Raw genomic sequence first — 25,111 nt, forward strand, 5'->3', positions numbered from 1 at the left:
ACTGCGGATTCGCTGGCATGCGGCAACGGTAAGGCAGTGCGCCCGGGCGGGCTTCGCTTGTACTGCAACACTATTCGCTGGTCGAATCTCTCAGGCAGGCGATCCGGTTGACGCGTTGTCTCGCTCACGGGCCGCCTTCGCCGACGCTCGATGCCAGACGATGGCGGACATGGCGTAGAGAATTGTTCCGACGGCCATGGAGGGGCGGACTTCCGCGGTGATGGATGGTTCGGGGAGCGCCGTGATGGCGTGGCCCAACAGGATGTGCAGGCGGACAAGACCGATGACCGCGCCGCCGGAGCCGAGCAGGACGAGCGGGAGCAGACTTGCGCGCGGGGTGCCGATGCCGGGGCGGCACATCCAGAATGCGGAAGCGGCCACCGCCGAATGCACCGAGGCGTCGGCGATCAGACCGGCGTAGGTGTACGGGACGGCCCAGCCGGTAGTGGGCCAGATGCCGCCGGTGGGACTGTCGGAGGGGCCGAACGTGACGTGGGCGACGACGGCGTAGGCGGCGAGTGCGGCTGCGGCTGCGGCGATCCAAAGGATGCGGCCGTAGCCCCAGGTTCGGATTATGTGGGCGGCGAGAAAGACGTCGGCACCGAGCAGGGCGGCATCATCGAGCAGGTCGATGATTTCGTGGCCGGGGCCGTCATCGAGGTTGGGCCAGCCGAGCTTGAAAACCGCGTAGAGCGCCAAGCAGGCGAGCGCGAGTGTGAACGGTCGCGATACCGCGACGGGCCTGCCCCAATCGTGGGCGCGCAGCCAGATGGCGTAGGCGGCGGTGAGCAGCGCCGCCGCGAAGAGGATAGTGCTGGTCATCCGAGTAACCGCTCCGCCATGGAAGGACCGCCGCGTTGGGGTTCGCGGTCGCTGTAGCGCTGATCGGATTTGCGGGTTTTCGCCTCGGCCCCAGCCAGTCGGCGATCGAGTTCGTCCAAGAGTTCGCTCCTGCTCGCCTGTTGCAGACCGTCCCGAATCGCGTTCCCATCAGCTTCGGACCGAGTGAGTATCCCCGCCGCGACCAGCCCCTGGGTAGGGCTGACGCCATAGGCCCGCGCGAACGCGATAACGGTCTCCGCCACTGGACTCTCGGTATTCAGGTGCCGGTCGAGCTTGCTATGCGGCATCCCCAGCCGCGCGGCGATAGCCCGCTGACTAGCTCCCTGGGAGACCGCCGATTTCCACTCCGTCCACGCACTCACGGCCCGATTATGGGCCACTCACGGGCCAACCGCCAAGCAGTCTTCGCACTTCACAACAGATAGTGACCTGACTCACAATGTTCTGAATTCGATCCAATATTGTGCGGTTGACCAGCGGTTTCAACCGTACATGACCATCTCAATGGATCATAATCGCGCCATTTCTGGCGCGAATCTGTTGACACAGATCCGGACCAGCCTGCATTCTTGGTGCCACGGCCAGAGCCACCAGCACAACCGGATTCTGACCGAATTCCCTTGTACCACAATCTATTACGGCTGCTAATGCGCTGCCGGCAAACGGTCGGCGAGGAAAGAATCGGAGTCCCTCGAATGAAGTTTCAGTACAAACTCGCCGCGGTCGCATGCGGCACCGCGTGGATCGATGCCCTCGCGACCGGCGCGATGGACTCCGGCAACAGCGGTTCGAGTACCGGATCCGGCGGCAGCTGACACATGCCCGAACCCATCACCGATGACGACCTGACCCTCGTGGAAGTGCTGGAGGAGCTGGAGCACTACAGCGTCGGGGGGCCCTGGGGCGCAGCCGAACTCGTGCACCACGCCTACCTGATGAAGCGATACCACGAGCTGATGGCGGCCACGCGGAAGGCCGCGTAGGTCACCGGACCGAAGACTTCCGGAGGTTGTTCCTTCCGGAAAGCGGGACACCGAAAGTCCCGCGCACGCAACACAACCCACAAATGAAAGGCCATCACTAATGTCCGTCGCAACCTCCTTGCTCGAGCTCTTCTCCATCGTCACCGGTTCGGCCTCCGACTTCTCCCTCGGCTCCGCCCAGGCGCTCGGTGGCGGCAGCTTCCAGTAATCGAAATGGCAGCTCATCCCGCCTCTTTGGATAACGAGGCGGGGTTTGCTGTACGAGCGCCACGTGAGCCAGCCGATCCAGCAGCCGGTCCGGTTCTGGCCGCACGGATTTCCACTACAAGTAACCGAATCACCAAAGGACAGCCGCCAATACGGACCGTTGTCTGGACGGTCATACCATGGACGGCGTCTCGTGAGGCATGTCACATTTCCGGGCAGCGGAAGAAGGGGTCCGCGCTCGGAGAGGATGACCGATGGCGATATTCAACCGGCGGCGAGAGCATACGAACCGGCTGCGGCCGGAGGACGCCAGGCACTCGCCGGGACAGCTTGCCGCCTATGGGGCGCAGCACATTCTGACTATGTATGGCGGTGTTATCGCACCTCCGATCATTGTGGGCGGCGCGGCGGGGCTGTCGGCCACCGAGATCGGATTGCTGGTGACCGCGGCACTTTTCGTCTCGGGCCTGGCCACACTGCTACAGACCCTCGGTATCGGACCGTTGGGCAGCCGATTGCCGATCGTGCAGGGCATCTCCTTCGCGGGCGTGTCGACCATGGTGTCGATCGCGAGCACGGGCGGGCTGCAACCGGTTTTCGGGTCGATCATTGTCGCCGGGGTGATCGGGCTGGTGCTCTCGTCCTTCTTCGCGCAATTGGTGCGACTGTTTCCGGCGGTCGTGACGGGCACGATCATCACGGTGATCGGACTGTCCCTGATGCCGGTCGCCTTCTCCTGGGCGCTGGGCAACAATCCCTCGAAACCCGGCTACGGGTCGATGGCCAATATCGGATTGGCCGGACTCACCCTCTTGATCATTCTGGTGATCAGTCGACTGTTCCAAGGGGCGCTGTCGCGGCTGTCGATACTGATCGGGCTGGTGCTGGGCACGGTCATCGCGGCGGGCCTCGGCAAGGCCGACTTCTCGAGCGTCGGTGACGCGCGGCTGATCGCACCGCCGCAGCTGCTGCATTTCGGCGCACCGACCTTCGAGGTCGGGGCCATCGTCGCCATGACCATCGTCATCCTGGTCACCCTGATCGAGACCACCGCCGACATCCTGACCATCGGCGAGATCGTCGGGACCGATGTCGATGCCCGGCGGGTCGCGGACGGACTGCGCGCGGACATGTTGTCGACGACGGTCGCACCGGTATTCGGATCCTTCACATGCAGCGCCTTCGCCCAGAATGTCGGGCTGGTCGCGCTGACCGGGATCAAGAGCCGGTTCGTGGTCGCGACCGGCGGATTGATCCTGGTATTGCTCGGCCTGCTTCCCGTGGTCGGCGCGATCGTCGCCGGAATCCCCTATCCGGTGCTCGGCGGGGCCGGACTCGTCCTGTTCGGCTCGGTCGCCGCGGCGGGGATTCGCACGCTCTCCCGGGTCGATTACGAGGACAACCTCAATATGATCATTGTCGCGGTCGGAGTCGGCTTCGGGCTCATACCCGTTGCTGCCCCGAAGTTCTGGGACGCCTTCCCCGAGAAGGTGGGTGTGGTCCTGAACTCCGGAATCAGCGCCGCCGCCCTCACGGCCGTCGTACTCAATCTGGCCTTCAATGAATGGCAGTTCGGAAAACGATCGGGCCCCTCGGTCTTTGCCGCCGCCGCGGACGAGCGTGATCGCCACAAACCGCTCGGTTAGTACTCGGTTGCCGCGAGGTGTCGGTTGCGCGACGGATCGGTCGAGATTCGCGCTGTCGTGGTGATCGCGCACCCTCGCAGCGGCATGCTGACGCCACCGAGTCGATCTTGTGCTCGGGTGACCGGGCGAAGGGAGAGGGCGATGGAGTTGCGTCGTCGTCAGGTACTGACCGGGCTCACCGGGATAGGTGCGCTCTTGCTGGCCGGGAGTGCGGCGGATCGGCGATTCCCTCCGGTCGCGGCGCACATCCCCACCACCGCCCGGATCGTAATCACCCCGGCGGGCGGACAGGACCTCGACGCACGACAACTCGGCAGCGTGCACGTGGCCGACGGGACGCTGAACTCGGTCCAATGGATCGATGAGACCGGCCGACCGCTGCCCGGTTTGCTGACACCCGATCGCGCCGCCTGGACCAGCGTCGAACCGCTCGGATATGGGCATTTCTATACGGCCACGGCCACCGCGCACGGCGAGACCGGTGACCGGGCCGTCACCGCGACCTTCACCACCGTGAATCCCGCCGAACTGACCGATGTTTCACTGCGCTCGAACAACCAGGACGCACTGCTCGAAAACGCCACTTACGGAGTGGGTTTGGTGCTGGCCGTGCGCTTCGACGAACCCGTCGACCGATTCGCTGCGGAGCGGGCCCTGCAAGTCATCACCGAACCGGCCGCCGCACCCGGTGCCTGGTATTGGCTCGACGACCGCAACGCGCACTGGCGGCCGGAGCGCTATCACGCCCCCGGCACCCGAATCACCCTCGCCGCCAACCTGTTCGGCGTCCGCCTCGGCGACGGCCTGTACGGCACACAGGACGAGCGGGTCTCGGTTCTGATCGGCCCCGCGCACGTCGCCATCGCCGATGACAACACCAAGCACATAGAGGTATTCGAGAACGGCACGCTGATCCGGACCATGCCCACCTCGATGGGCCGGGGCGGCACCGCGACCGTGGGCGGGCGCACGCTGTCCTTCTGGACCCGCCCCGGCGTCTACACCGTCCTGGATAAAAAGCGCCAGGTGAAGATGGATTCCTCCAGCTACGGTCTGCCCGTGCACTCCAGCCTCGGCTACGACCAAATGATCAGCAATGCCGTCCGGATCAGCCACGACGGCATCTACCTGCACGAACTCGCGGCAACCGTCTGGGCCCAGGGCAATACGAACGTCTCGCACGGCTGCCTCAACCTCAGCCCGGACGACGCCGCCTGGTTCTACGACTTCGCGAACCCAGGCGACGTGGTCGAGGTCCGCAATACCGGCGGCGACCCCCTCGACATGTGGCAGGGCGGCGACTGGACCCTCCCCTGGCCCGACTGGCAGCGCGGCAGCGCCCTGGCCTGACGGTCACGGAGTCTCGGCGACCGCCGAATCAGCTTGCGCATCAGCGGAAATGCCGACCGCTCCCGCCCTGCGCGGCAAGGTGTTGACGCCGATCACGCACAGTATTGCGATGGCGAAGCAGGCCAGTGTGTACCAGAGACTTCCGATCGGGTCTCCGTTCTTCGTCGAGCCATCCACTGCGCCAAGGAAATCGGGCAATGCGGTGGCCCAGAGCACTGCGAAGACGCAGAGGTACAGCGCACTGTAGATACGGACGAAGCCATTCGAGTATCCCGAGGCATCCGAAGCTTCCCCGCGCAGCCGTACCCATTGCCGGAACAGCACCGGAATCGCGACGAGCGTGACGATGACCAGTTCCAGCGCGTAGAGGACCCCTCGCACCGTGTCACTCCCCATACCGAACACGGTCGCCGGGAGCGGGAGTATGAACGTGCCGAGCGATGCCAGCATTCCGATTACCACTGTGCGCCACACCAATTGGCCACCACTGAACCGCCGACCCTGATCGACGTGGCGACCGACGAACCATTGCACGCAGAAGGCCAGCGACATCGGCCACAGTGCCGCGAACACCACCACGCTCGGCAGCGGAACCGAATCGAACATGGGTTGATTGAGCGGATTCGAGGTCGACCATTCCCACCACCGCAGCTGCGGTCCGAGATGGTCGAAGATCTCATAGAAGGCGTGATGCACGAAGCCGACACAGGTCGCGCCGATCAGGACGCCGTATCGCTGGAACACACCGAACATCCGGACGATCTCGTAGGCCACCGTCGCCATGAACGGGTAGATCGCGACGATGTACAGCGGGAGCCGACCCCACAGGAAGTCCACCGTGAACACATTGTGCGCGAACATGGTGTCGACATGGTCGCCGATGCCGAAGGCCGCCGGGAAATACAGCGGTGGCTCGATGATGAAAAGGTATGCGGTAGCGCCGAACCAGAGCACCAGGTTGGTGGGATCACCGTTCCGGCGCAGCCGCACGATCGCCAGCACGAGCGCGAGCACCGAACCGAGAATGATGGTGAGTTCGAGAACCGGCAGGGTCCAGTTCTCCAGCCCGAACGGATTACGGACCTCGACGAGCCCTCCGGCCTTTTGACAGGAGAATCCGAGGGCCGTCGCGAGCTGATCGAAGGTGGGTGAGCAATGGTCGGTCACGACTGGGCCTCCGCCGCAATGGCATCCGCGGTGTACCAATGCGCGACGTCATACCCGGCCTCATAGCGCCGGAACCACACGTCGGCGAGCGCGGGCAGCTGCTCGTGGGCGGGATTGTGTTTGGGTAGCTGGCTGCGAATGATGCCCCGCAAGGCGATGAGCTGCTCACCCAGCGCAAGGCTGTCGAAGGCGCGCGGCATCGGGCCGTTGTCCTGCGCGTCGAGCCACGGCAGCCACCCGCGCAGCTTCTGCATATTCCGATGCGAGGCGAACATCCCCATCGCGTCGGACTTCCGATCCTCCAGCGGCACATGCTCATTGAAGCCTTCGCAGGCGATCCGGATCATCCTCATCACATGCCGGAAGATCGACGGAGCCACCCGCATCCGGTACATATCGCTTCCCACAACGGATTCGAAGATGATGAGCGCCGAACTGCGATGCTCGACTTCCTCGACGAAGTGCCAGATGAACAGTGACGCAACGCGATCGTCGCCCGGCCGGAACAGGGTTTCCTCATTGTCGAGCATCAGCTTGAACACCGAGGTGAAGGTGGCTTCCAGGTCGGCGGTGTAGGCGAGCCGGTACTTCAGCGGGGTGTTCGCGGTGAGCAGATCGAATTCGCCGATCACCGCGTCGAGCGTGTCCTGCAGCCCCGGGTATTGCCGGATCAGGGCCCGCACGTGCTGGCGATGGGCGGTCGAATGCTGCCCCTCCTGCCGCATGAACGCGTCCGCTTCCTCGGCGATCTCGGGATCGGTGATCAGCGGCTTCGTCTGCAGGATCATTTTCACGATCATCTTCTCGAAGCCGATCGCCAGGAACGAGACCGCATTGGCCATGCTCGAGAACGCCGGGTTCTCTTCGTTCCACAGGAAGGGCACATCGTAATCCTCGAAGGCGAAATTCATCTTTCGCACAATCAGATCCGTCATTTTCGGCGATACCTCGTCTTTCGGACGCGGGCTGGTTCAGCGACCCACGCGGTTGCTTCGAGTCAACATACACCGATGCGCCACGATGTATGATAACAATTCGCAGGCCGCCACAGAATCCCCACCACCTGCGGCAAGACCCTCCCTGGTAGCGTCGAGGCTTCGTCCGAGGAAGCGGGGGCAGTGGCACGAAGGCGCGGGTGGGGCGGCAGCCCACCGGAAAACGACGAGGAGGCGGCCCGCCGAATCGTCTCCGCGGCAGTCGATCTGATCGCCCGCACCGGCGCGGAGATCAGCATTGCCGAAGTCGCCGAATCGCTCGGCGTGATCCGTCAGACGGTCTACCGATACTTCCCCAGCGCCGACTCACTGATGCGCGCCTCGGCCATCGCCTCGGTATCCGATTTCCTGGACCGCCTGACCGCACGCGTGAGCGGCATCGAAGACCCGGCCGAAGCCATGACCGAGGCCGTCGTCTTCACCCTCGCCGAAGTACCCCGAACCCCCCACCTGGGCATCCTGCTCTCAACGACCTACTCCAACGCCACCCCCGACGGCCTCACCTCCGAAGAGGCGCAAACCTTCGGCATGGCCATGATCCGGCGCTTCGACGTCGACTGGGAGCACTACGGCTACGACGAAGCCTCCCTGCACGAACTCGTCGAATACGTCCTGCGCACCATGCAATCCTTCTTCGTCTCCCCCGGCACCCCGCCGAGAACCGAAGACGAGCTCCGCCGCTACCTCCGCCGCTGGATGGGCAGCAGCATCATCGCGCAATCACACCCGGCGATGTGATTGCGGCACTCACCTTTTCATCGCGTGATCTTCGTTATGATCCACGCGGGTGGGCAGCCCGTCGTAGAGAGTGATTTGTCATGCCGGTCCGACTTCCGATTCGTCGCGGATTCGCGTCCTTCCTTCGCCGGGGCACGCTGGCCGGTGCGCTGACGCTGTGCACCACACTCGGTCTCACGGCCGCGCCCGCCACCGCCGAAACCCTCACCTCCGGACAGCTGAGCGGTGTCGAATTGCTCGATGCCGCATGGTCATTCGGTGAGGCCGCCACCTCCCTCGGCCTGACCTACGGCACGGTCGATCAGCGCGACGCCCCGGCGCGCGCCTCCGCCGGGCTGTACCTACCACCGGGATTGCCACCCCTGGGCGGCTGGCCACTGGTGGTGTGGGCGCACGGCACCATCGGCATCGGCAATGACTGCGCGCCCTCGCACCGCCCACAGTCGGAGCGAAACCGCAGCTACTTCAACCAGATTCTGGACAATGGCTACGCCGTACTGGCTCCCGACTACCAGGGCCTGGGCACCGGCGGCAATTTCAGCTACTACAACACGGATGTCGAGGCCCACTCCATCCTGGACGCGGTCACCGCCGTCCGCTCCCTCCCGATTCCCTTGTCCGCGAAGTGGGTTCTGGTCGGCCAGTCCGAGGGTGCGCACGCGGTCATGAGCGCGGCGAGCCTCTACAACCGTTCCGGGGGCGCGGCTCCCGGCCTGAGCGGCGTCATCGCCACCGGTTTGCGCAGCAATCCGGCGAAGAGCCTGCGAGAGATGTTCCGCCGCAGTTCCACCGGCTCGGACAATCAGGTCGGCTATGCGGGCTACTACCTGGCCTCCCTGGAGGATCGTCACCCCGGCAGCGTCGCGCCGTACCTCTCCGAATTCGGCACGCGGTTCGTCGACAAGGCCGCCACCGCCTGCCTTTCCGACCTGGTCGCCACCGCCGCCGGGCAGCGCCCCGCCGCGCTGGTCGCCGACCCGGACCGCCCCACCCCCACCTTCGAGACCGATCTCGTGGACCTGGTCGGCTACCAGGAGGACGGACTGCCCACCGATCTCATGATCGGCTACGGCACCGCCGACATCGATGTCCCGCCGACCGACACCCCCACCTACGCCACCACCCTGCAATCGCTCAACCCGGGCGTCCGGATCACCCTGAACGAGTACGCGGGCAAGGACCACAGCGGCGCGTTCCTCGCCTCGCTCCCGGATGCCTTGTCCTTCTTGAACACCCACCTGCACTGACGGTGTCCACCGCAAACCGCTGGTTCAGCTGCTTGCGGGGATCTGGTCCGAACATGAAAAAGGCCCGGAGCCAGATGGTTCCGGGCCCCTCTCGACGGTCGGGCGGCTGGAGTTGCCGAAACCACGGCGGTCGTAGGTGATCACGCGGTAACCGGCGTCGAGCAGGACGCGCTGCTAGCCCATGAGCTCCCGTACGGACGGTCCACGACCGTCCAGCACGGCGGTCTCCGACCAGATCAGCATCGCGATCGGTCCGCAGACGAAAAGCTCTGCGATCAAAGGTCGTTCGGGATATTGCTGGTTCATCTCATGAGCCTTTCGGGATTGCTATCGCTCGGCGATGGCAGAGATCGAGTCGAGAGGACGAAGTTCCGGACGGCGTCGGTGAAACGCTCGGGTTCTTCCAGATGCCCGAGATGGCCACTGTTTTCGAGGACCACCAGCCGCGAACCTGGCATCAGGTCGTGCAGTTCCCGCGCCCAGCGCGGTCCGCAGATGACGTCGAAGAGACCCACGATGATCAGCGCCGGGACAGTCACTTTCGGCAGGTCGGCGCGGTCGTCGATGAGATCGGGGGAACCGAGCGCGTCCAGTCCTGAGATGTAGCTGGCGCGCAGCGCATCTCGGACCGGAGCCCAGCGCTGTTCGTCGCCCCAGTAGTCGGCGATGTACGAGGGCAGGACACCGCGGGCGACGGCAAGGGTTTGCTCATCGCTCGAAATGTCTTGCATTCCACCGAAGGCCGCCAGCACCTCGTCCAGTTCGGGCCGATCGGCGTGCGCGGCGGCGAACTCCTGAAGTCGGCGCGCGGCCTCCGCACCGTGCTCGGGTCCGGTCACCGGTGCGCCCTCGTACAGGATGATCCCCGCCAGCCCGGCCGGGCGATGGATCGCGTGGTAAGCGGCAACGAACGCGCCGTACGAGTGGCCCATCAGATACACCTCCGGCACGCCGAGGTGATCCATGATTCGTTGCAGCGCAACGCTGTAGCGCTCCCGGGTGTAGCCGTTCGGATGCGTCGGCAGGCGGCCGGACGCACCGGTGCCCAGCGCCTCGACGTACACCATGGTGAGGTGCTCTTCCAGGTCGGGCATGCGTAGGTACTCCCAGTGGATACCCGGCCCGCCGGGCTGTACCAGGCAGACCGGTCCACTGCCGTACACGTGATACCGCTGAATGAGCCTGTCGGACTCGAAGGCGTGTGCGCCAGGTGCGAGCACGTCGGAGGTCGTGTTCGACATGGACATCACGCGGCCTGCAACGGTGTGGCGAAGGACTTGCGCAGCGAAGACGGCCCGACCAGGGGCAGCAGCGCCGCCAGGATCTTGCCCTTGAGCGCCTGCGGGGTCCGGGTCAGTTCGACGTCGACCCGGCAGCCGGGCAGGTCGGGCGTGATCTTGAAGACCCAGCCGCCGCCCGCGCCGAAGAGCTTGGAGTCGAGCGTGGTGACGGTGACGGTGTCCCCGGCCGGATCCCAGTCGTAGCGGGCGCGTTCCCAGGCGGCGGCGGTGCCCTCGGTGACCTCGGCCCAGTTCTCGCCGCGGGCGTGGACGGTGAAGTGTTCGGCGTCGATGCTCGGCCACGCTTCGGGCCGGGTAGGTCCGAAGTCGGTGAGCACGTGCATGACTTCGGCGGGAGACAGGGTGGACATCAGGTGAAAGCGAACGGTAGCCATGGGAAATACCTTCGTCGCCGGTGGCAGGGCGCCGAATCTGTCAGATGACGCTGTCTTGACGTAATCCAGTTTGGGTAGGGTCACGACCGGGCCCGATACCGTTTCGGGGTCCGAAGGAGGATTCCGCACCATGCTGCTGTTCGGACGCGACACCGAACTGAAAGACCTGGCCGCGCTCGTGGCCGGCAACGGCGGGAGCGGCATCCTGATCGAGGGTGAGCCCGGCATCGGGAAATCGACGCTCGTCGAGCAGACCGCCGCCGACGCGACCGCCGCGGGATTGCGGGTGCTGCGGACCGCGGGGGTAGAGGCCGAGAGCAATCTGGTCTTCGCCGGACTGCACCGGCTCCTGTATCCGCTGCGGCGTGAGTTCGATGCCCTGCCGTCACGTCAATTCGAGGCGCTGGCAACTGCTTTGGGCATGTCGGACAGCACCGACGAGCCGAGCATCCACCTGGTCGGTCTCGCCGCGCTGACCCTGCTCGCCGACGCGGCGGCCGACCGCGCGGTGTTGATCGTCGCCGAGGACGTGCACTGGCTCGATATGGCCAGCGCCGAGGTACTCGCCTTCGTCGCGCGCCGCATCGACTCCGAACCCGTTGCGGTGCTGGCCACTTCACGCGACTCCACGACGTCACCGCTGCACGACACCGGACTGACCGTCATGCGGCTCGGCCCGCTGCTCGATGACGACGCGAACGCGCTCCTCGACACCATCGCACCGAACCTGCCCGCCCCGCTCCGCCACCGAGTGCTCACCGAGGCCCATGGCAATCCGCTGGCGCTGGCCGAACTACCTATGGCCGCAGCGGATCTCACCGAGACCGCTCCCGCGCTACCCCTGACCGAGCGGCTGGAACGAGCGTTCTCGGCGCGTGGCTCCGCGCTGCCCGGGCCGACCCGCTCGGCGCTGCTTGTCGCCGCGCTCAACGACGGCGATTCGGCCGCCGAAACACTCACTGCCACTGGGATTCTCCTGGACACGAGGGTGACATCCGAAGTCCTCGAGCCCGCGGTGGCGGCCCGGTTGATCGGCGCCGGTTCCGGCACGGTGACCTTCCGCCATCCGCTGGTTCGATCCGCCCTGGTCGCGGCGGCGACGGCCGAGGAACGCCGAGGCGCACACCAGGCACTCGCCGAGACACTCGGTGAATTCCCGGATCGCCAAGTGTGGCATCGAGCGGCGGGTACTTCGGGCGCCGACGAGAACGTGGCCGCCGCACTCGAGGACGCGGCCGAACGGTCCCGGCACCGCGGTGGCGCGATCGCGGCGCTGGAACGTGCCGCGGCCCTGAGCACCACTCCCGTCCGCCGCGCGGATCGGCTGCTGCGGGCGGCCGAGCTGGCCGTCGACTCCGGCCACCGTGAGACAGTCGAACGGCTTGTCGACACCGCGCGCATGCTCCCGCTCACCGCCGGGCAGGAGGCCACCGCGAAGTGGGTGCTCAGCGGGTTCGAGGACGGCATGCGCGACAATCCCGCGCACATCGGTGAGCTGGCCGCGCTCGCGGCCTCCGTCGCCACCGACGGATTTCCCGATGCCGGGCTGCGGATCCTGTGGGCCGCGGCCTCACGGTGCTTCTGGTCCGAACCCGGACCCGATATCCGTCGCGCAGTGCTCTCCGTCGCCGATACCTTCGGTATTCCCGACGGCGACCCGGCCAAGCTCGCGATCGACTCGATCGTGGCACCGTTCGAGCGCGGCGAACAGGTCCTCGGTCACCTGCGGGTGCTGGCCACAAGCACGGGGCGCGATACGGACGTCGATCACTTTCTCAGCAGCGCGGCCTACCAGGTCGGCGCCTTCGACCTCGCGGCCCACTTCTCCGCCGCGGCCACACCAGGATTCCGGGCCGCCGGGCAATTAGGTCTGCTGACCCGCGCACTCGCGATCCAGGCCTGGAGCCTGGCCCGACTCGGTGACCTCACCGCCGCCGCGCCCATCGCGGCGGAGGCCGCGGCCTTCGCACTGGAGACCGGGCAACCCTTCATGCACGCGACAGTCATCGCGGTGCAGGCCGAAATCGCCTCTCTGCGTGGGGATTACGCGCACGCCACGGCGCTCACCGCGGAAGCCGAACGGACCGGTCTGGCCGCCGGTGCGCGACCCGTGCTGGCCACCGTGCAGCTCACCCGGGGGCTCACCGCGCTCGGCGAGGGCCGATTCGATGACGCCTTCACCGATCTGGCCCGCATCCATGATCCGCGCGACCCGTCATATTCGCTGACGCTGCGCGCGTGCTTCCTCACCGAACTCGCCGAGGCCGCGGTCCGCGCCGGGCAGACCGACGCCGCGATGGAACTGGTGCGCGGACTGGAACCGGTTGCGGCGTCCACGCCGTCGCCTGCCTTGCACATCGGAATGCGTTACGCGCGAGCGGTTCTCGCCGGAGATCTGGCCTCGGAGCTGTTCGCCGTGGCATTGGCGGCGGATCTCACCGGCTGGCCGGCCGAGCGCGGCCGCCTACACCTGGCCTACGGCGAATGGCTGAGGCGGCAGCGCCGGGTCGTGGAGTCCCGCACCCATTTGCGCACCGCCCGAGAGATTTTCGATGCTCTCGGCTTCACCGCCTGGAGTGAACGGGCCCGCCTGGAACTCCGCAGCGCGGGCGAATCCAGCCCGAATCGCGACCCGGATGCCCGCGAACGGCTCACCCCGCACGAGCTGAGCATCGCGCAATTGGCGGCGCAGGGGCTGACCAACCGGGAGATCGGGCAGCGGCTGTACCTGTCGCACCGGACGGTCAGCACCCACCTGCACCGGATCTTCCCGAAGCTCGGCATCAGTTCGCGGGGCGACCTCGCGGCGCTGCTGCCCACCCTGGAGGAAACGGCGAGCTGATCGATCGGCCGCCTGCGCGGCCGATCGACACCGATTACGTCATCCGACGCACGCGGCGGGGTGGGCGCGCTGCCTAGCGTCGACGTCATGAACATCAACCGACGAGGACTCTTCACTGGAGTGCTGGCGGCGGGCGTGGCCGCGGCTTCCCTCACTGCCTGCTCCACGGACTCCGCCTCCGCGACCACGACCAACTCCCCCGCGACCATCCCGGGCGCGGCCCTGCGGGTGGGATCGGGAGCCAACACCAGCCTGGGACCGATCAAGAAGATCGACGCCGGTGTCCTCAATGTCGCCTACGCCGAGTTCGGACCCGCCACCGGGCAACCCGTGATCCTGCTGCACGGCTGGCCCTACGACGCCTACAGCTACGCCGATGTCGCTCCGCTGCTGGCCGCGTCCGGATATCGAGTGCTGGTCCCGTTCCTGCGCGGCTACGGTGAGACCACCTTCCTGTCGGCGCAGACCGTCCGCAACGGACAGCAGTCGGCCATTGCACGCGACATCGTCGATTTCATGGACGCCCTGCACATCGACAAGGCCGTGCTCGGCGGATTCGATTGGGGCGCACGCACGGTCGACATCATCGCCGCACTGTGGCCGGAGCGGGTCAAGGCCATGGTCGCGGTGAGCGGGTACATCGTCACCCAGCAGGCCGCTCAGCAGCAGCCGCTGCCGCCGGAGGCTGAATTGGGCTGGTGGTACCAGTACTACTTCGCCACCGAGCGCGGCCGCCTCGGCTACGACCGTAATCGGCACGACTTCAACAAGTTGATCTGGAAGCGGGCCTCTCCGGCATGGAATTTCGATGACGCCACCTACGACCGCAGCGCCGCCGCCTTCGACAATCCCGACCAGGTGGACATCGTCATCTCCAATTACCGGTGGCGCTTGAGCCTGGCCCCGGGCGAGCCGCAATACGACGCCTATGAACAGCGACTCGCCACCGGACCGGCAATCTCCGTGCCCGCCATCACGATCGGCAGCGATTTCGACGGAGCCGCCAAGGACGGGAAGGGCTACCGCGCCAAGTTCACCGGGAAGTACGAGCACCGCGTCCTCGACGGCATCGGGCACAACGTCCCGCAGGAAGCGCCACACCCGTTCGCGCAGGCGATCATCGACGCCGACCACCTCTGACATCGCACGACAGCCGGTCCCGGCAATACCGCCGGGACCGGCTGTCTGCTGTCTATAGCGAGTCGCGTCGCCGCATACCGCCCTCGCCGTCGAGCTCGATGACCGTCTCGATGCCGAGTCTGTGCAGGAACGGATAGTCGTGGCTGACAACGAGTATCGCACCGCGATAGTCGGCGATGGCCTCGACCAGCTGATCCACGCTGGCGATGTCGAGGTTGTTGGTCGGCTCGTCGAGGATCAGCAGTTGCGGCGGCGGATCAGCGAACAGCAAGCGCGCCAGAGACACTCGGAAGCGCTCACCGCCCGACAGCGTCGCGACGGGCCGCTCCACGCTGGTGCCGCGGAGCAGCAAGCGGGCCAGATGATTTCGGATCGTGCCGGGCGCGGTGGTGGTGGCCGCCGCGTGGACGTTGTCGAGAGCGCTGGCCTGCTCGTCCAGGTTGTCCAGCCGTTGCGGCAGATATCCCACCCGATCGGTGAGCAGGATGCCGCGGTCCGGATCGCTGCCCGCGACCAGATGCTCGATCAGCGTCGACTTGCCCGCGCCGTTAGGGCCGATCAAGGCGACTCGTTCCGGGCCCTGAATGACGACGCGCCGGTCACTGTCACCCAGTTCCGCGATGCGGCGGCTGCGCGGCACCTCCGGATCGGGCAGTTCGAGATGGATGTGCTCGTCACGGCGGACCCGCGACGACGCGGCGTCCAGGATGTCCTGGGCCGCACGGACTTTCGCGTCCAGCGTGGTGCGCATGGTCCCGGCCGAGCCTTGCGCCCTGCTCGCCCGGTTGCCCGCGAGGATCCGCGGAATTCCGCCGTCCTTCTGGGTCGCGCGGGCGGTGCGCTCGCGTCTGGCGAGTTTGGTCTCGGCCTCGATGCGCTGCCGCTTCTCGACCTTCAACGCTTGTTCGGCGGTCCGAGCCGCCTGCGCGGCCGCCGCCTGTTCCTGTTCTACGTACTGCTTCCAGGCGCTGTAGGGCCCGCCGAATACCTCGAGCGTCGCGCCGTGCAGCTCCGCGGTGGCATCCATGCGCTCGAGCAACTCGAGATCATGACTCACCACGACGAGGGTGCCCGGCCACGAGTCCACGAATCCGGCCAGCTTGGCACGGGTTTCGCGGTCGAGGTTATTGGTGGGCTCGTCGAGCAGGGTGATCGGCGTGCGCTGGATCCGCAGACCCGTGATCGCGACGAGCACGGCTTCACCGCCCGAGACCTCCCCGACCCGGCGGTCCAGATCGGCGGCGCTGAAACCGATTTCGTGCAGCGCCTCGTCGGCGCGGGCCTCGATGTCCCAGTCGTCGCCGATCGTCTCGAAGTGCGCGTCGGCGGTCTCGCCGGATTCGATCGCGCGCAGGGCGGCGAGTTTGCCTGCGATACCGAGCAATTGCGCGATGGTGGCCTCGCGGCCGAGGGTGAGTGTCTGCGGGAGATAGCCCACCGCGCCGGTGGTTTCGATGCGCCCGGACGTGGGTGTCAGCAGTCCGGCGATCAGCCGCAACAGCGTCGATTTCCCGGCGCCATTGCGGCCGACCAGACCGGTGCGCCCGGTACTCAACGTGCCGTTGAGCCCGGACAGCGCGACGGTGCCGTCGGGCCATTCGAAGGACAGATTCTGCAAGGTGATGGCAGAGGGCATGGATGTGGCTGTGTACATCGACAAAGACATGGGTCGTCGACTCTTTCCTGCTCGTGAACGAGCGGGCCGCGCGTGATTTCGGACGTCACGGAGCCAGACGAAGGCAAGAAGGTGTGAGAGAGCGCCGCCTTCGGCTGGGCGGCTAGATTCTGTCGACTTCCTCGATGAGCACGCGGCCACTCTACCAGCGGTGTCAGACGGTGATCGTCTGATATTCGGTGTACTGGCCCAGGCCCACAGCGCCGAATTCGCGGCCGATTCCGCTGGCCTTGAATCCGCCGAAGGGACCGTCGAATCCGACCGGTGCACCGTTGATGGTGACCGTACCGGTGCGGATGCGCCGGGCGACGGCCACGGCGGCGGCCTCGTCCACCGACCACACGCCGCCGGAGAGCCCGTAGTCGGAGTCGTTGGCGATGCGTATCGCGTCGTCGATGTCGTCGTAGGCGATGACGACCAGGACCGGACCGAAGATCTCCTCCCGCGCGATCCTCATGTCCGGCGTGACGTCGGCGAAAACCGTTGGCGTGACGTAGAAGCCGTCGTGCAGGCCGGGCGGCAGCTGCGGGCCGCCGCAGACCAGGCGGGCGCCTTCGCCGAGGCCGATCTCGATGTAGTCGCGGACCCGCTGTTGCTGATCGCCGCGGACCATCGGCCCGATGAAGGTTGCCGGGTCGCGCGGATCACCGACCGGCAGGGATTCGACCAGCGCCGTCAGCGCCGCGACCACCTCCTCGTAGCGGGAGTTCGGGGCGAGGATCCGGGTCTGGGCGATGCAGGATTCGCCGTTGTTCAGCAGCGAGCCGAACTTCAGGCCGTCGATCACCGCGGTCAGATCGGCATCGGGCAGGATCACCGCCGCCGACTTGCCGCCCAGCTCCAGGCTGACCCGTTTGAGCTGCTCGCCCGCGATGGTCGCGATCCGGCGACCGGCTCCGGTCGAACCGGTGAACGCGATCTTGTCTACTCGCGGATGCGAGATCAGATACTCGCTCGTCTCCCGTTCCGCGGGCAGCACACTGATCACGCCGTCCGGCAGGCCGATGCGATCCACCAGCTCGGCGAGCAGGCCCATGCTCAGCGAATTCTCCGGGGATGCCTTCAGCACCACCGAATTTCCGGTGAGCAGAGCGGGCAGGATCTTCGAGGTCGCGGAGGAGAAGGGCGAGTTCCACGGGATCAGCGCGGCCACCACGCCGACCGGTTCGCGCCGAACCACGCTGCGCACCTTACTATTCGGATCCGACGGGGTGAGCGTGCGCTCCCAGTCGAAATTCTCGGCGGCGGTGAGGTAAGCGTTCGCCTGCCGGGTCAGACCGGCCTGACCGGCCTTGGTGAACCATGCGGCGGAACCGTTTTCGGCGGTGATGAGCTCGGCGATCCGATCGGCCTGTTCCTCGCGCAGCTCATTGAACCTGCGCAGCACCGCGATGCGCTCGACGGGCGCGGTGTCGCGCCACACGCGGTCTTCGAAGCTCGTGTGTGCGGCCGCCACCGCACGGTCCACATCGGCGGGTTGTGCCTGCGCCGCACGGCCGATGAGCGATCGATCGTGCGGCGAGAGGATCTCCAGCAGTGCCGGTTCGGTGGGCTCGGTCCACGAGCCACCGACATAGAGCCGGTCGTAGGTGATCATTCGTCTTCGTCCTCCGTCATGGCCGGGACTCCGCGCTGAGCTGTGGTCGTCGTCATAGTCCGACGTTAAAATCCGCCACGCGCGGGCGGCGAGCGTCGGATGACGTAATCCACGACGCTCACCCGACGCTCGTCCGTGCCGACCGACTAGGCTTTCGCACGCTGGTCCCGATAGGTCTCGAGCAGCCGCAACCACACCTCACTGATGGTCGGGAACGAGGGCACCGCGTGCCATAGCCGGTCGAGGGTGATCTCGCCGGTGATGGCGATGGTGGCCGAATGCAGCAGTTCGGCGACGCCCGCTCCGGCGAAGGTGGCCCCGACGATCACCCGCCGTTCGGGATCGATCAGGATGCGCGCCCGCCCGCGATAGTCCGGATCATGTTGGAGCGCACCGGCGACCCGGCCGATGTCGTAGTCGACGACATCGACCGTCCGGCCCGCTAGTGCCGCGTCCTCGGTGGTGAGGCCGACGGCGGCGATCTCCGGATCGGTGAACACGACCTGTGGGACGGCGAGTAGATCGGCGGTTCCCGTATGCCGTCCCCACGGGGACGTGTCGAGTTCCCCGCCGGACGCCCGATCGGCGATGACCGTGCCCGCGATCCGCGCTTGATACTTGCCCTGATGCGTGAGCAGCGCCCGGTGATTGACATCGCCGACGGCATAGAGCCATTCGCCCTCGACCGCGGTCACCGTGAAGGTGTCATCGGTGGTAAGCCACTCCCCCGAGGCCACACCGACCGTCTCCAAGCCGATGTCATCGGTGCGCGGCGCACGACCGGTCGCGAGCAGCAGTTCGTCGACGACTATCCGGGTGCCGTCGTCCAGGCTCAGATGCACGCCGTCATCGGGGCCGCCCGCCCGTTCCGCGGTCGCGATGCCCGAGCCGAAGCGCAACTCGACACCCGCCGCGCGGAGCCGGTCGGCCACCAGATTCGCGGCGAAGGGTTCGACACGGGTGAGCAGTCGCGGCTCGCGGGCGATGAGGATCACCTCGGAGCCGAGAGCCCGCCAGGCCGTTGCCATTTCGACCGCGACCACACCCGCGCCCAGAATGGCGAGCCGGCGCGGCACGTCGGGGGCGCTGGTGGCCTCGCGACTCGTCCATGGCCGCAGCGTGTCCAGGTCCGGAAGCGGCGGCAGCGCCGCGCGAGTGCCGGTGCAGACCGCGACCGCGTGCCTGGCATGCAGGCGCACGATGCCGCCGTCAGGGGTTTCGACCGTGACCTGCCGGACGCCATCGAGGCGCCCGTGGCCGCGAATGAGTGCGATCCCGGAGGATTCGAGCCATTCGACCTGGCCCTGGTCGTTCCAGTCGGCGACCATGCGGTCACGGTTTTTCAAGACGGCGCGGGCATCGAGCGGTCCGGTCACCGCGCTCGCGACGCCGGGGAACCGCGCGGCCTCGCTGTACAGCAGGGCCGGACGCAGCAGCGCCTTGCTCGGTTCGCAAGCCCAGTAGGAGCATTCGCCGCCGACCAGTTCGGATTCGACGATGACGGTGCTCAGTCCGGCGGCGCTGGTGCGGTCGGCGACATTCTCCCCGACCGGCCCGGCCCCGAGGACGATGACGTCGTAGGTCTGGATGTTCTCGTCAGACATGATGTGCTTTCAGGGCTCTGGGGGTCAGCGGCCGGGCGCGCGCTGCGTGATTTCTTGCAGGAACCACGCCTTCGCGCGATCGACATCCGCGACGGGCAGCACGACGACTTCCAGTTTCATATCCATGATCGTGTTCTCCTGTGGTGGTGGGGTTTCGGGTCAGTGCGCGGCTGCGGCAGCCTGCTCGATCACCTTGGCGACCACGTCCGGATGCGAGACCGCGACCGAATGCGAGGCGTCGACCTCGGTGACCTGCGCGTGTGCCCGCTCGGCCATGAAGCGCTGCGCCGCGACCGGGATGTTCAGGTCCTCGGTGGTGACGATGTCCCAGCTCGGCTTCTCGTTCCAGGCCGCGACCGTGGTCTTCTCCTCGAGCGCGGACTGGGCGATCGGGCGCTGCGCCGCGGCGGCGAGGGCGGCGCGATCCTCGGGCACATCGGCCGCGAACTGGCCGCGGAACTTGGCCTGCTGGATGTAGAGATCGGTGCCGGCGCTGCCGTCGGAATTGGTGAACGGCACCGGATTCAAGGTGCCGGGCAGGGTGGAGCCGGGGTACTTGTTGGTCAGTTCGAGCGCGGTCTCGCCGGGCGCAGGCAAGAACGCGGCCACGTAGACGAGCCCCTTGACCTTGTCGTTTCCGGCCGCCGCGGCACTGATGACCGAGCCACCGTAGGAATGCCCGACCAGAATGACGGGCCCGTCGATGTGGCTGATCACGCTACGCAGCGCGGCGGCGTCGCTGCCCGGACCGCGCAGCGGGTTGGCCGCCGCCACCACGGGATACCGGTCCTTGCTCAGCTTCGCGATCACATCGTTCCAGCTGGACCCGTCGGCGAACGCGCCGTGCTCGAGCACAATGGTCGGTCGCGGCGCATCCTCGTCGGGACCGGCGTGGGTGACGGTGTTCGAGGAGCAGGCGACGGCGAGGGCGAGGCCCGCGACACCGGCCACCAGTGCGGCGGCAGCCCGGGTAGCGCGTCGCTTGTTGCGGCCATTTCCGTTGTCGACCATGGGATCTCGTCCTTCTAACAGGTGGATGCGGGTTGTACGACTCCACTGTCGTCGCCGGGGCCCGGGCGGCACATCCGTCAGATGACGCTGGCATCGACGTACGTCGTTCCGCGGCCCGATGAGCTACGTCGCGATCACCGTCACCTGACGGATGCGGGGGCACATCGCCCGGCGCGAGGGTGGTGTCCATGAACGAAATGCCTTCCTCCGATACCTACGACTTCGTCATCGTCGGCGGCGGTACCGCGGGCTGCGTGCTCGCCGCCCGGCTCACCGAGGACGAGAACCTCCGGGTACTGCTGCTGGAAGCCGGTGCCGCGGCACTGCCCGAGGCGGTCGCGCATCCCCCGGCCTGGCCGACCCTGGCCAACTCGTCGGCCGGATGGGGCGATCGAACTGTGCCACAGCGGTTTTCGGGCGCACCGGTGCCGCTGCCGCGCGGGAAGGGACTGGGCGGCTCGTCGGCCATCAATGCCATGGTGTTCGCGCGCGGGCACCACACCTCGTATGACGGCTGGAATGTCCACGGCGCCAAGGGCTGGACCTACGACGATCTGCTGCCCTATTTCCAGCGCAGCGAGACCGCCGTGAGCGGTGCGCCGGGCCGCGGCACCGCCGGGCCGCTGACCGTCGGCCCGACCACCATGCCCAATGAGATCCTGCGGGCCTGCCTCGCCGGGGCGATCGAGGTCGGATTCCCCCGCGCCACCGACATCAGCGGCGGACTCGAGGACGGCTTCGGGCCGGTCGACCTCAATATCGTTGCCGGACAACGGCAGAGCGCGTCCGATGCCTATCTTGCACCCTCGCGGGAACGGCCGAACCTCAGGGTCATCACCGGTGCGCTCGCACAGCGGCTGCTTATCGAGGGTCAGCGCTGCACCGGGGTCGAGTACCGCGTGGGTGATGAAATCCACCGCGCCACAGCCACTTCCGAGATCGTGCTGACGGCCGGGACCATCGGCAGCGCACAGCTGCTGTTGTGCTCGGGCATCGGACCGGAGTCCGTGCTGCGGGACGCGAGCGTGCCGGTGGTACACCCGTTGGACGGGGTGGGCCGCAATCTGCACGACCATCCCCGCGTCAACCTGGTGCACAGTTCCCGCCGCCTGGTACCCGCGCCGCGAGCGAATCATGGCGAGATCATCGGCATGTTGCGCAGCAACCCGCATCTGGCGGGGCCGGATGTGCAGATCATCTTCATCGATATCCCGCTGCCCAATCCCGTTGCGGCGGTGCCGAACGGCTTCACCATCGGCGTCTCGCCGCTGCTTCCGGTGAGCCGGGGCTCCCTGCGCATCACCTCGGCCGACACATCCGCGCCGCCGCTGCTCGACCCCGGATACTTCACGGCGGCAGCGGATGTCGAGGCAGTGGTCTCCGGCATCGAGGCCGCTCGCGAGATCGCGGGTTCGGCGGCACTGGCCGGTTGGGGCGTCGCCGAAGTCGCGCCCGGATTCGACGTCACCGACGAGGCGATGCTCCGCGACTACGCCCGAAGGAATTTCGGCTCCTACTGCCACCCGGTCGGCACCTGCGCCCTGGGTGAGGACGAGTCCTCCGTCGTGAATTCCGAATTGCGAGTCCACGGGCTGGAGGGGCTGCGGATCGCCGACGGATCGGTCATACCGGCGATTCCGTCGGCCAACACCAACGCGACGGTCTACGCGATCGCCGAACGCGCCGCGGATCTGCTGCGGCGGTCATAGCTCGGACGAGCTCTTCTTGGCAATCACAAGTAACGGAGAATCTCATGGCCAAGGTCAACGTCACTCTCGACAGCGCCGGTATCACTCTCGCCGGTCATCTCTACATCCCCGAACAGTCCGCGGACGGCCCGCGCCCCGCGATCGTCGTCAGTCACCCCGCCAGCGGCGTGAAGGAGCAGGCCGCCGGGCTCTACGCATCGAACCTTGCCGAAAAGGGTTTCGTGACACTGACTTTCGACGCCGCATACCAGGGCGAGAGCGGCGGCGAACCCCGTGGCCTGGAAGACCCGGCCCACCGGGTCGAAGACATCAAGGCCGCGGTGTCCTATCTGACCACCAGACCCGAGGTCGACGCCGAACGTATTGGCGCGCTGGGCATCTGCGCGTCCGGCGGATACGTGCTCTCGGCCACCGGCAGCGACCATCGAGTGAAAGCGGCCGCGACCGTCAGCGGCGTGGATGTGGCTCGGCTGTTCCGCCTGGGTCCCGACGGCGCACAGGATCCCGCGGTCTTCCAAGGCATGCTCGACGCGGCGGCACACGCACGCACGGTGGCGGCGAGGGGAGAAAAGCCGGACACCCTGCCCCTTTTCCCCGAAACGATCGAGCAGGCCCGCGAACTCGGCGGCGAGTACGGCGCTGAAGGTTTCGAGTACTACTGCACCCCGCGCGGTCAGCATCCTCGCTCCGCGAAGGCCTTCGACTGGACCAGCATCGACAAACTCGCGGCGTTCGACGCCTTCGCGCCGGTGCCGCTGATCGGGCAGCGCCCGCTTCTCTTCATCCTTGGCACCCGTGCCATCACCGCCTGGATGGGCCTCGAAGCCTTCCAGAAGGCAGTGGGGCCCAAGAAGATTCACTGGATCGAAGGTGCGAGTCACGTCGCCCTCTACGACAAGGAACAGTACGTCGGTCCGGCCGTGGAGCAGCTCACCGACTTCTTCACCGAAAGCCTCGCCTGAACCCGAATTACGTCGGCCGAACGTCACCTGACTGATGTGTCGGTGGTGGCGCGCCGGACACAGTGAGTGCAATTCCAATCGAGGAGAGATCTTGAAGCGACGAGTACTGGCACTCGCAACCGTCGGTGTCACGGTGGCAGGCGCCGCCGCGATCTACGCACTGGTGGACAGGTCGGACGATTCCGCCACCACACCGGCGAGCGCGAATGCCGCCAACTGCAATACATTTCAGATACCCGCACCGGCCGGCGCCACCGTGGAGTCCCTGACCGCGACCGCCGTCCCCGCGGGAACATTCCAGGTCCCCGGGACCCCGCCGCTGGGCGGCTACCCCGTGCCCGACGTCCCCGCGCACTGCGAAGTGACGGTCACCCTGACCCACCCCGGCGCGAATGACCATGCCAAGGTGCAGGTTTGGCTGCCGGAGTCCGGCTGGAACGGCCGCTTCCAAGCGGTCGGTGGCGCCGCCTACGCCGCCGGGAACATCGGGGGCGTGGCCACGGCCGTCAAGCAGGGCTACGCGGTCGGAACCACCGACGCCGGCGTGGATACCAGCGGCCTGAACAGCAGTTGGGCGCTGAACTCGGACGGCCGGATCAACACCGCCCTGCTGGAGAACTTCTCCTCCCGCTCGGTGCACGAGCTGGCCGTCGTCGGCAAGCAGGTCGTCAACGATGTCTACGGGCATGCCGCGTCCTACTCCTATTGGAACGGCTGCTCCACCGGCGGACGGCAGGGCTACATGGAGGCCCAGAAGTACCCGACCGACTTCAATGGCATCAATGCCGACGCCCCGGCCATCAACTGGAATCAGTTCGAGGTCGCCACACTCTGGCCGCAGGTGGTGATGAAGGAGTCGCACACCTACCCGACCACGTGCGAGTTCAATGCGTTCAACCAGGCCGCGGTCAAGGCCTGCGACCCGCAGGACGGTGTCGCCGACGGTCTGATCAGTGAGCCGAGCCACTGCGACTTCGACCCACGCAGCCTGATCGGCACCAAGGTCGCGTGCGACGGCAAGGAGTACACGATCAGCGAGGCCGATGCCGAAGTGGTCCGCAAAATCTGGGACGGTCCGCGGGACGGCAATGGCCAGCGGCTCTGGTACGGCCTGCCGATCGGCGCCGACTTCAGCAACCTGACGGCCAGCACCACCAGCCCCGACGGTGTCACCGTGGGCGCGCCGTTCCCCGTCCCCGCCCAGTGGGTCGCCAACTTCGTGGCGAAGCAGCCCGCCTTCGACACCGCGAATCTCACCTACGCGCAGTTCGATCAGATCTTCCAGCAGGCCCGCTCCGAGTTCGACTCGGTCATCGGCACCGCCGACCCGAACCTGTCGGCCTTCCGCGACGCGGGCGGCAAGATCATCACCTGGCAGGGTGACGCCGACCAGCTCATCCCCACCGCCGGCACCGTCGACTACCGCAACCGCGTGGACGCGCAACTGGGCGGCACCGCCAAGGTCGACGATTTCTACCGCGTCTTCCTGGCCCCGGGCGTCACGCACTGCGCCCTCACCGGCAGCAACGACCTGACCGCCCTGACTGCGTGGGTCGAGCACGGCCAAGCGCCGGAGGTCCTGCGGGCCGAGTTGACCACCGCCACCGGCCAGACCGTCTCGCGCGACCTCTGCCGTCTCCCGTTCGTCTCCCGCTACAACGGCGACGGCGACCCGGCGTCCCCGGCCAGCTTCCGCTGCGTCGCACCCACTCCCTGATCC

Annotated in this window: 21 protein-coding genes; 10 read left to right on the forward strand and 11 right to left on the reverse strand. The window is 66.8% G+C overall.

Going from position 1 to position 25,111, the window contains the following annotated elements; genetic code table 11:
• Window positions 1-90 precede the first annotated feature (90 nt).
• The gene (locus AB0N05_RS17015; protein ID WP_364694188.1) at window positions 91-822 is read right to left on the reverse strand and encodes a hypothetical protein; all 732 of its coding nucleotides are present in this window, start codon (window positions 820-822) and stop codon (window positions 91-93) included.
• Window positions 819-1,223, reverse strand: coding sequence for a helix-turn-helix domain-containing protein (locus tag AB0N05_RS17020; protein WP_364694191.1), 405 nt, complete (start codon window positions 1,221-1,223; stop codon window positions 819-821). The genes AB0N05_RS17015 and AB0N05_RS17020 overlap by 4 nt, the downstream gene beginning before the upstream one ends.
• A 438-nt stretch (window positions 1,224-1,661) precedes the next feature.
• Here AB0N05_RS17020 and AB0N05_RS17025 point away from each other — a divergent pair, with 438 nt between their 5' ends.
• The 3 genes from AB0N05_RS17025 (at window position 1,662) to AB0N05_RS17035 (ending at window position 5,029) form a co-directional block, all read left to right on the forward strand.
• Window positions 1,662-1,826, forward strand: a complete 165-nt coding sequence (locus tag AB0N05_RS17025) for a hypothetical protein (protein WP_364694194.1) — start codon at window positions 1,662-1,664, stop codon at window positions 1,824-1,826.
• 461 nt (window positions 1,827-2,287) lie between these two features.
• On the forward strand, window positions 2,288-3,679 hold the full coding sequence (locus AB0N05_RS17030) for a nucleobase:cation symporter-2 family protein (RefSeq protein ID WP_364694197.1): 1,392 nt from the start codon (window positions 2,288-2,290) through the stop codon (window positions 3,677-3,679).
• Window positions 3,680-3,820: 141 nt separating this feature from the next.
• Window positions 3,821-5,029, forward strand: a complete 1,209-nt coding sequence (locus AB0N05_RS17035) for an Ig-like domain-containing protein (protein WP_364694200.1) — start codon at window positions 3,821-3,823, stop codon at window positions 5,027-5,029.
• 3 nt (window positions 5,030-5,032) lie between these two features.
• On the opposite strand, the gene AB0N05_RS17040 is transcribed toward AB0N05_RS17035, so the two are convergent.
• Both AB0N05_RS17040 and AB0N05_RS17045 read right to left on the reverse strand, forming a co-directional pair.
• Window positions 5,033-6,196, reverse strand: a complete 1,164-nt coding sequence (locus AB0N05_RS17040; protein ID WP_364694203.1) for a hypothetical protein — start codon at window positions 6,194-6,196, stop codon at window positions 5,033-5,035.
• Window positions 6,193-7,131, reverse strand: a complete 939-nt coding sequence (locus tag AB0N05_RS17045; RefSeq protein WP_364694206.1) for a metal-dependent hydrolase — start codon at window positions 7,129-7,131, stop codon at window positions 6,193-6,195. Before AB0N05_RS17045 ends, AB0N05_RS17040 begins: the two co-directional genes overlap by 4 nt.
• A 183-nt stretch (window positions 7,132-7,314) precedes the next feature.
• On the opposite strand from AB0N05_RS17045, the gene AB0N05_RS17050 reads away from it, so the two are divergent.
• Window positions 7,315-7,929, forward strand: a complete 615-nt coding sequence (locus AB0N05_RS17050; RefSeq protein ID WP_364694209.1) for a TetR/AcrR family transcriptional regulator — start codon at window positions 7,315-7,317, stop codon at window positions 7,927-7,929.
• A gap of 80 nt (window positions 7,930-8,009) precedes the next feature.
• Window positions 8,010-9,176: a lipase family protein gene (locus tag AB0N05_RS17055; protein ID WP_364694212.1), complete on the forward strand. Its 1,167-nt coding sequence runs from the start codon at window positions 8,010-8,012 to the stop codon at window positions 9,174-9,176.
• 174 nt (window positions 9,177-9,350) lie between these two features.
• Here the strand turns inward: AB0N05_RS17055 and AB0N05_RS17060 are convergent, their stop codons facing one another.
• The 3 genes from AB0N05_RS17060 to AB0N05_RS17070 are packed head-to-tail and all read right to left on the reverse strand — an operon-like array spanning window position 9,351 to window position 10,851.
• Window positions 9,351-9,482, reverse strand: a complete 132-nt coding sequence (locus AB0N05_RS17060) for a hypothetical protein (RefSeq protein ID WP_364694215.1) — start codon at window positions 9,480-9,482, stop codon at window positions 9,351-9,353.
• Window positions 9,479-10,417 (reverse strand): alpha/beta hydrolase, encoded by a 939-nt coding sequence (locus AB0N05_RS17065; RefSeq protein WP_364694218.1) that lies wholly within the window; start codon window positions 10,415-10,417, stop codon window positions 9,479-9,481. Before AB0N05_RS17065 ends, AB0N05_RS17060 begins: the two co-directional genes overlap by 4 nt.
• Before the next feature lie 5 nt (window positions 10,418-10,422).
• Entirely contained in the window at window positions 10,423-10,851 is a 429-nt protein-coding gene (locus tag AB0N05_RS17070) for a hypothetical protein (protein WP_364694221.1), read from the reverse strand.
• A gap of 130 nt (window positions 10,852-10,981) precedes the next feature.
• Between AB0N05_RS17070 and AB0N05_RS17075 the strand changes: the two genes are divergently transcribed.
• A complete protein-coding gene (locus AB0N05_RS17075) occupies window positions 10,982-13,693 on the forward strand; it encodes an AAA family ATPase (protein WP_364694224.1) in 2,712 nt (903 codons plus the stop codon).
• An 87-nt stretch (window positions 13,694-13,780) separates the two neighbouring features.
• Window positions 13,781-14,833, forward strand: a complete 1,053-nt coding sequence (locus AB0N05_RS17080; RefSeq protein ID WP_364694227.1) for an alpha/beta hydrolase — start codon at window positions 13,781-13,783, stop codon at window positions 14,831-14,833.
• 52 nt (window positions 14,834-14,885) lie between these two features.
• Here the strand turns inward: AB0N05_RS17080 and AB0N05_RS17085 are convergent, their stop codons facing one another.
• The 4 genes from AB0N05_RS17085 to AB0N05_RS17100 all read right to left on the reverse strand — a co-directional run bounded on the left by AB0N05_RS17085 (window position 14,886) and on the right by AB0N05_RS17100 (window position 20,720).
• Window positions 14,886-16,469, reverse strand: a complete 1,584-nt coding sequence (locus AB0N05_RS17085) for an ABC-F family ATP-binding cassette domain-containing protein (RefSeq protein WP_364694231.1) — start codon at window positions 16,467-16,469, stop codon at window positions 14,886-14,888.
• Window positions 16,470-16,662: 193 nt separating this feature from the next.
• A complete protein-coding gene (locus AB0N05_RS17090; protein ID WP_364694234.1) occupies window positions 16,663-18,105 on the reverse strand; it encodes an aldehyde dehydrogenase in 1,443 nt (480 codons plus the stop codon).
• A 146-nt stretch (window positions 18,106-18,251) separates the two neighbouring features.
• Window positions 18,252-19,709 (reverse strand): NAD(P)/FAD-dependent oxidoreductase, encoded by a 1,458-nt coding sequence (locus tag AB0N05_RS17095; RefSeq protein WP_364694237.1) that lies wholly within the window; start codon window positions 19,707-19,709, stop codon window positions 18,252-18,254.
• A gap of 159 nt (window positions 19,710-19,868) precedes the next feature.
• Complete coding sequence (locus AB0N05_RS17100; protein WP_364694240.1) at window positions 19,869-20,720, reverse strand: alpha/beta hydrolase; 852 nt, start codon at window positions 20,718-20,720, stop codon at window positions 19,869-19,871.
• Between the two features lie 188 nt (window positions 20,721-20,908).
• Here AB0N05_RS17100 and AB0N05_RS17105 point away from each other — a divergent pair, with 188 nt between their 5' ends.
• The 3 genes from AB0N05_RS17105 (at window position 20,909) to AB0N05_RS17115 (ending at window position 25,108) form a co-directional block, all read left to right on the forward strand.
• Window positions 20,909-22,429, forward strand: coding sequence for a GMC family oxidoreductase N-terminal domain-containing protein (locus AB0N05_RS17105; RefSeq protein ID WP_364694242.1), 1,521 nt, complete (start codon window positions 20,909-20,911; stop codon window positions 22,427-22,429).
• A 44-nt stretch (window positions 22,430-22,473) separates the two neighbouring features.
• A complete protein-coding gene (locus tag AB0N05_RS17110; RefSeq protein ID WP_364694244.1) occupies window positions 22,474-23,391 on the forward strand; it encodes an alpha/beta hydrolase in 918 nt (305 codons plus the stop codon).
• 91 nt (window positions 23,392-23,482) lie between these two features.
• Window positions 23,483-25,108, forward strand: a complete 1,626-nt coding sequence (locus AB0N05_RS17115; RefSeq protein ID WP_364694247.1) for a tannase/feruloyl esterase family alpha/beta hydrolase — start codon at window positions 23,483-23,485, stop codon at window positions 25,106-25,108.
• The last annotated feature ends 3 nt before the right edge of the window (window positions 25,109-25,111 follow it).

Origin of the sequence: Nocardia sp. NPDC051030 (assembly GCF_040683015.1) — a bacterium.
Lineage (GTDB): Bacteria > Actinomycetota > Actinomycetes > Mycobacteriales > Mycobacteriaceae > Nocardia.

Bases quoted from the DNA above. Each gene is read 5' to 3' on its own strand.
- AB0N05_RS17015 (WP_364694188.1), bottom strand. From the start codon at position 822: ATGACCAGCACTATCCTCTTCGCGGCGGCGCTGCTCACCGCCGCCTAC.
- AB0N05_RS17025 (WP_364694194.1), top strand. From the start codon at position 1,662: ATGCCCGAACCCATCACCGATGACGACCTGACCCTCGTGGAAGTGCTG.
- AB0N05_RS17030 (WP_364694197.1), top strand. From the start codon at position 2,288: ATGGCGATATTCAACCGGCGGCGAGAGCATACGAACCGGCTGCGGCCG.
- AB0N05_RS17035 (WP_364694200.1), top strand. From the start codon at position 3,821: ATGGAGTTGCGTCGTCGTCAGGTACTGACCGGGCTCACCGGGATAGGT.
- AB0N05_RS17045 (WP_364694206.1), bottom strand. From the start codon at position 7,131: ATGACGGATCTGATTGTGCGAAAGATGAATTTCGCCTTCGAGGATTAC.
- AB0N05_RS17055 (WP_364694212.1), top strand. From the start codon at position 8,010: ATGCCGGTCCGACTTCCGATTCGTCGCGGATTCGCGTCCTTCCTTCGC.
- AB0N05_RS17060 (WP_364694215.1), bottom strand. From the start codon at position 9,482: ATGAACCAGCAATATCCCGAACGACCTTTGATCGCAGAGCTTTTCGTC.
- AB0N05_RS17065 (WP_364694218.1), bottom strand. From the start codon at position 10,417: ATGTCGAACACGACCTCCGACGTGCTCGCACCTGGCGCACACGCCTTC.
- AB0N05_RS17070 (WP_364694221.1), bottom strand. From the start codon at position 10,851: ATGGCTACCGTTCGCTTTCACCTGATGTCCACCCTGTCTCCCGCCGAA.
- AB0N05_RS17075 (WP_364694224.1), top strand. From the start codon at position 10,982: ATGCTGCTGTTCGGACGCGACACCGAACTGAAAGACCTGGCCGCGCTC.
- AB0N05_RS17080 (WP_364694227.1), top strand. From the start codon at position 13,781: ATGAACATCAACCGACGAGGACTCTTCACTGGAGTGCTGGCGGCGGGC.
- AB0N05_RS17085 (WP_364694231.1), bottom strand. From the start codon at position 16,469: ATGCCCTCTGCCATCACCTTGCAGAATCTGTCCTTCGAATGGCCCGAC.
- AB0N05_RS17090 (WP_364694234.1), bottom strand. From the start codon at position 18,105: ATGATCACCTACGACCGGCTCTATGTCGGTGGCTCGTGGACCGAGCCC.
- AB0N05_RS17095 (WP_364694237.1), bottom strand. From the start codon at position 19,709: ATGTCTGACGAGAACATCCAGACCTACGACGTCATCGTCCTCGGGGCC.
- AB0N05_RS17100 (WP_364694240.1), bottom strand. From the start codon at position 20,720: ATGGTCGACAACGGAAATGGCCGCAACAAGCGACGCGCTACCCGGGCT.
- AB0N05_RS17105 (WP_364694242.1), top strand. From the start codon at position 20,909: ATGAACGAAATGCCTTCCTCCGATACCTACGACTTCGTCATCGTCGGC.
- AB0N05_RS17110 (WP_364694244.1), top strand. From the start codon at position 22,474: ATGGCCAAGGTCAACGTCACTCTCGACAGCGCCGGTATCACTCTCGCC.